This window comes from Streptomyces sp. NPDC058221 (genome assembly GCF_042882365.1).
Lineage (GTDB): Bacteria > Actinomycetota > Actinomycetes > Streptomycetales > Streptomycetaceae > Streptomyces.
On the sequence record NZ_JBHVWF010000251.1, the window covers coordinates 1 to 6,924 of the forward strand.

6 protein-coding genes and 1 pseudogene are annotated in these 6,924 nt (G+C 70.2%); 4 read left to right on the top strand and 3 right to left on the bottom strand.

The annotated features are described in order from the left end of the window. Positions 1–126 precede the first annotated feature (126 nt). Together fabI and fabG are read right to left on the bottom strand one after the other, a co-directional pair. A complete protein-coding gene (gene fabI, locus ACFVW8_RS37855; protein ID WP_389698371.1) occupies positions 127–894 on the bottom strand; it encodes an enoyl-ACP reductase FabI in 768 nt (255 codons plus the stop codon). A gap of 5 nt (positions 895–899) precedes the next feature. Then, on the bottom strand, positions 900–1,619 hold the full coding sequence (gene fabG / locus ACFVW8_RS37860) for a 3-oxoacyl-[acyl-carrier-protein] reductase (RefSeq protein WP_389698373.1): 720 nt from the start codon (positions 1,617–1,619) through the stop codon (positions 900–902). 266 nt (positions 1,620–1,885) lie between these two features. On the opposite strand from fabG, the gene ACFVW8_RS37865 reads away from it, so the two are divergent. The 3 genes from ACFVW8_RS37865 (at position 1,886) to tyrS (ending at position 6,214) form a co-directional block, all read left to right on the top strand. After that, the gene (locus ACFVW8_RS37865; RefSeq protein WP_389698375.1) at positions 1,886–3,409 is read left to right on the top strand and encodes a TldD/PmbA family protein; all 1,524 of its coding nucleotides are present in this window, start codon (positions 1,886–1,888) and stop codon (positions 3,407–3,409) included. An 82-nt stretch (positions 3,410–3,491) separates the two neighbouring features. Beyond that, a complete protein-coding gene (locus ACFVW8_RS37870) occupies positions 3,492–4,886 on the top strand; it encodes a metallopeptidase TldD-related protein (RefSeq protein WP_389698377.1) in 1,395 nt (464 codons plus the stop codon). A gap of 59 nt (positions 4,887–4,945) precedes the next feature. After that, positions 4,946–6,214 (top strand): tyrosine--tRNA ligase, encoded by a 1,269-nt coding sequence (gene tyrS / locus ACFVW8_RS37875; RefSeq protein WP_389698379.1) that lies wholly within the window; start codon positions 4,946–4,948, stop codon positions 6,212–6,214. Positions 6,215–6,292: 78 nt separating this feature from the next. On the opposite strand, the gene ACFVW8_RS37880 is transcribed toward tyrS, so the two are convergent. After that, a complete protein-coding gene (locus ACFVW8_RS37880) occupies positions 6,293–6,571 on the bottom strand; it encodes a GlsB/YeaQ/YmgE family stress response membrane protein (protein ID WP_389698381.1) in 279 nt (92 codons plus the stop codon). A gap of 236 nt (positions 6,572–6,807) precedes the next feature. Here ACFVW8_RS37880 and ACFVW8_RS37885 point away from each other — a divergent pair. Next, positions 6,808–6,924: pseudogene (locus ACFVW8_RS37885) on the top strand (DUF3099 domain-containing protein); the annotation flags it as partial.

Consider the following 6,924-nt stretch of genomic DNA (forward strand, 5'->3'; position numbering starts at 1 on the left):
CCCTCGTTATTTGGCGGGGGTTGCTTTTAGTTTTTAATCCGCGCCGGGCCGGGCCGCCCCCCCCCCCCCGGGGGCGGCGCGGCGGGGGGGCGCCCCCCCACGGCCGTGTCACATCTGCTGTGCGGGTCAGGCACCCATCATGTGCACGCCACTGTCGACGTGGATGATCTCGCCCGTGGTCCTCGGGAAGAAGTCCGAGAGCAGCGCGACGATGCCACGGCCGGCCGGCTCCGGGTCCTTCATGTCCCATGCCAGCGGCGCGCGGGTGTTCCACACGTCGGCGAGCTCGCCGAAGCCCGGGATGGACTTGGCGGCCATGGAGCCGATCGGTCCGGCCGAGATCAAGTTGCAGCGGATGCCGTCCTTGCCCAGGTCGCGGGCGAGGTAGCGGGAGGTGGCCTCCAGCGCGGCCTTGGCCGGGCCCATCCAGTCGTACTGCGGCCAGGCGTACTGGGCGTCGAAGGTGAGTCCGACGATCGATCCGCCCTCGCTCATCAGCGGCTTGCACGCCATGGCGAGCGACTTCAGCGAGAACGCCGAGACGTGCATCGCCGTGGCGACCGACTCGAACGGGGTGTTGAGGAAGTTGCCGCCCATCGCGTCCTGCGGCGCGAAGCCGATGGAGTGGACGACACCGTCGAGCGAACCGAGCTCGTCCCGCACCAGTCCGGCGAGCCGGTCCAGGTGCTCGGCGTTGGTCACGTCCAGCTCCAGGACCTTGACCGGCTTGGGCAGCTTCTTGGCGATGCGCTCCGTCAGCGTCGGCCGCGGGAAGGCGGTCAGGATGATTTCGGCGCCCTGTTCCTGGGCCACCTTGGCGGCGTGGAACGCGATGGACGACTCCATCAGCACCCCGGTGATGAGGATGCGCTTGCCGTCGAGAATTCCGCTCATGGCGATCAGTGACCCATGCCCAATCCGCCGTCAACGGGAATGACGGCTCCAGTGATGTACGACGCGTCTTCGGAGGCGAGGAAGCGCACCGCGGCGGCGATCTCCTCGGGCCGCGCGTAACGCCCGAGCGGCACCGCGGAGACGATGCCCTTGCGCTGCTCCTCGGTGAGGACCTGCGTCATCTCGGTGTCGACGAAGCCGGGCGCGACGACGTTGAAAGTGATGTTCCGCGAGCCGAGCTCACGGGCCAGCGAGCGGGCGAAGCCGACCAGACCGGCTTTCGACGCGGCGTAGTTGGCCTGCCCCGCCGAGCCGAGGAGGCCGACGACGGAGGAGATGAGGACGACGCGGCCCTTCTTGGCGCGCAGCATGCCGCGGTTGGCGCGCTTGACGACCCGGAAGGTGCCGGTGAGGTTGGTGTCGAGTACGGACGTGAAGTCCTCCTCGGACATCCGCATCAGCAACTGGTCCTTGGTGATACCGGCGTTGGCGACCAGCACCTCCACGTTGCCGTGCTTCTCCTCGATCTCCTTGTAGGCCTGCTCCACCTGCTCGGTGTCGGTGATGTCGCAACGGACCGCGAGAACACCGGCCTCGGTGAGCGCCTGCGGCGGCTCTCCGGAACGGTAGGTGATCGCGACCTTGTCGCCGTTGTCGGCGAAAGCGCGGGCGATGGCGAGGCCGATGCCCCGGTTTCCTCCGGTGACGAGAACCGAGCGGCTCAACGGATCACCCTTTCCATAGCGGTCTGGTACCTCGAAAACCTATCGGTACCGCCCGCTCCGCGGAGAATCGGCCCCTGACAGCGCCACCCCCCGGGCACTGTCGGGTTCCTACAGTCGCGCCCCGGGGCCGAACGGTCCCGGGCGGCCCGCGACGCCCTCCGGGCGGCCGTCCGCCCCGCCCGCAATTCGGCCGCGACGCCGTTGCGGCCGTGCTTCACTGCCTCGTAAACGATCCGAGGGTATGTGACGAAGAGGAGAGGCCGCCCGTGCCCCATGAGGTAGATCAGTCGTTCCTGGCCCTTCCGCTACGGCCCCTCGCCGACGCGGCGCTCGCCCGCGCGCGGGCGCTCGGGGCCGTGCACGCCGACTTCCGCTTCGAGCGGGTGCGCAGCGCCACCTGGCGGCTGCGGGACGCCCGGCCGGCCGGTACCTCGGACACCACCGACCTCGGGTACGCGGTGCGGGTGGTGCACGGCGGGGCGTGGGGGTTCGCCTCCGGGGTGGACCTGACGATGGACGCCGCGGCGAAGGTGGCCTCGCAGGCCGTCGCCATGGCGAAGCTGTCGGCGAAGGTGATCGCGGCGGCGGGCTCGGACGAGAGCGTGGAGCTGGCTGACGAGCCGGTGCACGGGGAGCGGAGCTGGGTGTCGGCGTACGACGTCGACCCCTTCGACGTACCGGCCGAGGAGAAGGCGGGCCTGCTCGCCGAGTGGAGCGGCCGCCTCCTCCGGGCGCAGGGCGTCGCCCATGTGGACGCCTCACTCATGACCGTCCACGAGAACAAGTTCTACGCGGACACGGCGGGCACGGTCACCACCCAGCAGCGGGTGCGGCTGCATCCGCAGTTCACCGCGGTCGCGGTGGACGCGACGACCGGCGAGTTCGACTCGATGCGGACGATCGCCCCGCCGGTGGGGCGCGGCTGGGAGTACCTGACCGGGACCGGCTGGGACTGGGACACGGAGCTGGAGACCATCCCGGGGCTGCTGGCCGAGAAGATGCGGGCGCCGAGCGTCGAGGCGGGGGCGTACGACCTGGTCGTCGACCCGTCGAACCTGTGGCTGACCATCCACGAGTCGATCGGCCACGCCACGGAGCTGGACCGGGCACTGGGCTACGAGGCGGCGTACGCCGGGACCTCGTTCGCCACCTTCGACAAGCTGGGGAAGCTGGCCTACGGCTCCCCCGTGATGAACGTGACGGGCGACCGCACGGCCGAGCACGGCCTCGCGACGATCGGATACGACGACGAGGGCGTCGAGGCCCAGTCGTGGGACCTGGTGAAGGACGGCACCCTGGTCGGTTACCAGCTGGACCGCCGGATCGCGAAGCTGACGGATCTGGGCCGGTCCAACGGCTGCGCGTACGCGGACTCGCCGGGCCATGTCCCCGTGCAGCGCATGGCCAACGTGTCGCTGCAGCCGGATCCGGGCGGGCTCTCCACGGAGGATCTGATCGGCGGGGTGGAGCGCGGGATCTATGTGGTCGGCGACCGGTCCTGGTCGATCGACATGCAGCGGTACAACTTCCAGTTCACCGGGCAGCGGTTCTTCCGGATCGAGAACGGCAAGCTGGCCGGGCAGCTGCGCGATGTCGCCTACCAGGCGACGACGACGGACTTCTGGGGCTCGATGGAGAAGGTGGGCGGCCCGCAGACGTACGTGCTGGGCGGCGCCTTCAACTGCGGCAAGGCCCAGCCGGGCCAGGTCGCGGCCGTTTCGCACGGCTGCCCCTCCGCCCTCTTCCGAGGCGTGAACATCCTCAACACGACGCAGGAGGCCGGACGATGAGCGGCAACCACGGAACCGGCCGGGGGTCCGGGGGTCGTCCCCCGGGCAGGCACAGTCTCAACACGACGCAGGAGGCCGGACGATGAGCCGCGTCAGCAAGCCGCACGAGATCGTCGAGCGCGCGCTCGAACTGTCCACCGCCGACGGCTGTGTGGTCATCGCCGACGAGGAGTCGTCGGCCAATCTGCGCTGGGCGGGCAACGCGCTCACCACGAACGGGGTGACCCGGGGCCGCACCCTGACCGTCATCGCCACGGTCGACGGGGCCGAGGGCTCCGCCTCCGGTGTGGTGTCCAGGTCCGCCGTCACCGCGGCGGACCTGGAGCCGCTGGTGCGGGCCGCCGAGGCCGCCGCGCGCGGGGCCGGTCCGGCCGAGGACGCCCAGCCACTGGTCACCGGGGTGCCCGCCTCCCCCGATTTCACGGACGCGCCGGTGGAGACGGACTCCGATGTGTTCGCGGCGTTCGCACCCGCGCTGGGCGACGCCTTCGCGCGGGCCCGGTCCGGCGGCCGTGAGCTGTACGGCTTCGCCAACCACGAGATGACGTCGACCTACCTCGGTACGTCGACGGGGCTGCGGCTGCGCCACGACCAGCCGAACGGGACGCTGGAGCTGAACGCCAAGTCGCCCGACCGGTCGCGCTCGGCCTGGGCGGGCCGTGCGACCCGCGACTTCAAGGATGTCGACCCCGCCGAGCTGGACGCGGAGCTGGCCCGGCGCCTGGGCTGGGCGGAGCGCCGGATCGAGCTGCCGGCCGGGCGGTACGAGACGCTGCTCCCGCCGACCGCCGTCGCCGACCTGCTGATCTATCAGCTGTGGTCCTCGACCGCCCGGGACGCCGCGGAGGGACGGACGGTGTTCTCCAAGCCCGGCGGCAGCACCCGGCTCGGCGAGACGCTGTCCGGGCTGCCGCTGACGCTGAGCAGCGACCCGCACGCGCCGGGTCTCGAGTCGGCGCCGTTCGTCGTCGCCCATTCCTCCGGGGACGGCGGTTCGGTCTTCGACAACGGGCTGCCGCTGACCCGGACGGACTGGATCAGGGACGGCCGGCTGGAGCAGCTGACGACGACCCGGCACACGGCGGGCCTCACCGGGCTGCCGCTCGCCCCGGCGATCGACAACCTGGTCCTGGAGGGCGGTGGTGAGCGGTCGCTGGAGGAGATGGTGGCCACGACGACCGGCCGCGGGCTGCTGCTGACGTGTATGTGGTACATCCGGGAGGTCGATCCGGCGACGCTGCTGCTGACCGGGCTGACCCGTGACGGGGTGTATCTCGTGGAGGACGGCGAGGTCGTCGGCGAGGTGAACAACTTCCGCTTCAACGAGTCCCCGGTGGACCTGCTGTCACGGGCCACCGAGGTGGGGCGTACGGAGAAGACGCTTCCGCGCGAGTGGGGCGACTGGTTCACCCGGGCCGCGATGCCCGCGCTGCGCATCCCGGACTTCAACATGAGCTCGGTCAGCCAGGGGGTGTGACCCGCCTAGACTGAGCGGGACAACTACTACCCCTTTACATCACAAGGAGCACGGGAACCGTGACGGACATCGTCGACGAGCTGAAGTGGCGCGGGCTGTTCGCCCAGTCCACTGACGAGGACGCACTGCGCAAGGCTCTCGCGGACGGTCCCGTCACGTTCTATTGCGGCTACGACCCCACCGCGGCGAGTCTGCACGTCGGCCATCTGGTGCAGGTGCTCACCATGCGCCGGCTCCAGCAGGCCGGTCTGCGGCCGCTCGCCCTGGTGGGCGGGGCCACCGGTCAGATCGGCGACCCGCGGCCGACCGCCGAGCGCACGCTGAACGATCCGGAGACGGTCGCCTCCTGGGTGTCGCGGCTGCGGTCCCAGATCGAGCCGTTCCTGTCCTTCGAGGGCGAGAACGCCGCGGTCATGGTGAACAACCTGGACTGGACCGCGGGCATGTCCGCGATCGAGTTCCTGCGGGACATCGGCAAGCACTTCCGGGTCAACAAGATGCTCACCAAGGACTCCATCGCCCGGCGGCTGGAGTCCGACGAGGGCATCAGCTACACCGAGTTCAGCTACCAGCTGCTCCAGAGCATGGACTTCCTGGAGCTGTACCGGCGGCACGGCTGCACCCTCCAGCAGGGCGGCAGTGACCAGTGGGGCAACCTGACCGCGGGTCTGGACCTGATCCACCGGCTGGAGCCGGGCGCCGAGGTGCACGCGCTGGCGACCCCGCTGATGACGAAGGCGGACGGGACCAAGTTCGGCAAGTCCGAGAGCGGTGCCGTCTGGCTCGACCCGGAGATGACGACGCCGTACGCGTTCTACCAGTTCTGGCTGAACGTGGACGACCGGGACATCTCGCGCTACATGCGCATCCTGAGCTTCCTGAGCCCTGCCGAGCTGGAGGAGCTGGAGAAGGTCACCGAGGAGCGGCCGCAGGCGCGGGCGGCGCAGCGCGCGCTGGCGGAGGAGCTGACGACGCTGGTGCACGGGGCGGACCAGTGTGCCGCGGTCATCGCCGCGTCGAAGGCGCTGTTCGGGCAGGGTGAGCTGACCGGTCTTGACGAGGCGACGCTGGGTGCGGCGCTCTCCGAGGTCCCGCACGCCCGGGTCACCGAGCTGGGTCCGCTGGTGGATCTCCTGGTGGAGGTCGGTCTGGCGCCGAGCAAGTCGGGCGCGAGGCGCACGGTCAAGGAGGGCGGCGCGTACGTGAACAACGTCAAGGTCACCGACGGCGAGGTGGCACCGGCCCGCGAGGAGCTGCTGCACGGGCGCTGGCTGGTACTGCGCCGGGGCAAGAAGAACCTGGCGGCCATCGAGGTCACGGCCGGCTGAGCCGTCGCGAGAAGCACTGCGGCCGGGCACGCGTCGTGCGTGCCCGGCCGCAGCCGTTCCTGCCCGGAAGTCCGGAGCTCAGGTCTTCTGCCGTTTGGTGCCGCGGATCGACGCCCACAGCATGTCGCCGACACCGACCACCACCACCGCACCGATCAGCTGGAGCACATGACGTGTCCAGTCGATGCCCTTGGTGTCGTTGACACCGATCCAGGTGGCGACAGCATTGCCGAGGATGCTGCCGATCATGCCGAAAATGACCGTCAGCCACAGTGGGATCTCCTGCTTCCCCGGCAGGATCGCCTTCGCGATCAGACCGAGCACCAGGCCCACGATGATTGCCCACAACCAGCTCATGCCGCCTCCTCGTGCGACGCGGTGTCGCGATGTCCGATCAGTCTCGGCGCTTGGCGTGCCGACCGCATGTCGGACGGGTCCGTACGTGGGGCGGGCACGGTTTCGCGGCGCGCCCCGGTCTCGATCGGGCCGGATGCCGGGCGTACCGTGGAAGCGGTCCGGTCCGGGGAGCGTCCGGCGCAGGAACGGGTTCTCCCCCGGTCCGTCACGAGCTCGGGGAAGGGTGTGGAGCCGGGATGCGGAAGCAGAGCGGTGCGGAGGTCTTCCGGATCACGGGTGCCCGGCAGGGGCTCGCGGACGATGTGCGCGGCAGGCAGCGGCGCTATGTGATCTCGATGTCGGTGCGCACGCTC